The sequence below is a fragment of the Methanobrevibacter sp. genome (assembly GCF_045577275.1).
Lineage (GTDB): Archaea > Methanobacteriota > Methanobacteria > Methanobacteriales > Methanobacteriaceae > Methanobrevibacter.
Genome location: NZ_JAZNIB010000288.1, coordinates 1 through 1,569, shown reverse-complemented (window position 1 = coordinate 1,569; position 1,569 = coordinate 1). Strand labels below are relative to the sequence as shown.

The window sequence follows — 1,569 nt, the reverse complement described above, 5'->3', positions numbered from 1 at the left end:
CTATTAAAATTTCATATTCAATGAATGTGTCGATAAATGGATTTAATATATCTCTTGGAACCTCAGAACCTACAACTATTTGTTGTTTTGTGTACTCCTCAACAGGTGCGCAAAAAAAGAAACTGATAACTCTACATTGTGGACCATTTCCAAATAAATCTTCAAACATCAAATCACCTACTGAACATGCTACATACGGTTGATGGTTATAATTCTAAAAAAAAGTAAAAAAAGAAGAGATTAAGAATCTCTTTAAATCTAATCATCCATGTCTTCAAATCTGGATTCTAATTTTTCCATTACACCAGGAAGTGAAGTGTATTCCATTTCTTCAGCAGGTAATCTGTGAGGTTCGAATGGACCGTGTCTTCTGATGTAAGTTGCAATTTTAGCAGCTTGTTCACGGGTAGGGTCGAATGCAGGGTCATCGAATAAGTCTACAGGACCGATTAATTCACCGTTAGCTACTTGGAAACCTAATCCTACTACTCTAGGTGGTCCGTCAAATCTGATTGGGTTTGCTTCTGCTTCGGATACAGGCATCATTGGACCGTTGTGGGATCCTCTCATCCATCCACTTACCATGTGTGGGAATGCAAATGGATCTACACATTCACCGTTTGCAGGGAAACCAGATTGTGCTCTTACGATACATACTGGGTCGTCTTTACCTACGTATTCGCCAGCCATTAAGTTTAATCTTTCAGTACTTACTGCAGCTGCGATTTCACCGTTTTTCTTCCATACTCTTTTAATTACGTATCTTCCGGTGGAACCGATTAATGCGAGTAAATCATACATTTCTTCAGGACAGTTTAAGACTACTTTTCTGTGTTCGATTACATCGAATACTTCAAATTTGAATCCATCGTGTAAGCTTGGGTCAATTACAAGACCTGCAGTGTTGAATGGATCTGCAAATATTCTGAATACCGGCAAGTTGAATGCACCAGGTTCGGTTTTGTCACAGCAGAATATGAGTACAGGATCAGATGGCCTTTCTTCAAATTCGATTTCTGCAACACCAGGACCCATACCTTTGATGTTACCGGAGAAGGTATCGGATAATAAGTCTTGACCTGCACCGTATAATTTCAATTCACGTGCTCTTTCAGTAGCTTTCATGAATGCAGTGTATGCAGTTTTGTGGACTTCTTCGTTTTCTTCCCCTTTGTCGTGGGTCATGATTAAGTCTATGTCGTCTCCGCAACGGGAGATATAGTAATCTTTTATGATGCCGGCTTCTAAAGCTTCGTTTAAAACTTCATCACAAATGTCCATTAATTCTGGGTGTGCGACACAGTGTCCGGACACACTTCCAATATCAGCTTTAATTACACTAACAGTAGTTTTCATATTAATAACCTCAATTAGTAAATTATTATTTACTAGACATTATTTATTTTTGATTTGTATACTATTTAATTATTATGTTTAAATAGGAATTTTTAAAATAAGTTTAAAACAATTTTAGAAATTGAAAGCAATTGTTGGTGATTTAAAAAAAAATATTTAATCGAAATTCAATCGTTGAAAAATAGATTCCATATATGCAATAGCTTTATCAAG

General features: G+C 36.5%; 1 protein-coding gene. It reads right to left on the bottom strand.

What is annotated here, in order from left to right:
* Positions 1–258: 258 nt before the first annotated feature.
* Complete coding sequence (gene fbp, locus ACKI67_RS08385; protein WP_407463071.1) at positions 259–1,356, bottom strand: fructose-1,6-bisphosphate aldolase/phosphatase; 1,098 nt, start codon at positions 1,354–1,356, stop codon at positions 259–261.
* Between the last annotated feature and the right edge of the window lie 213 nt (positions 1,357–1,569).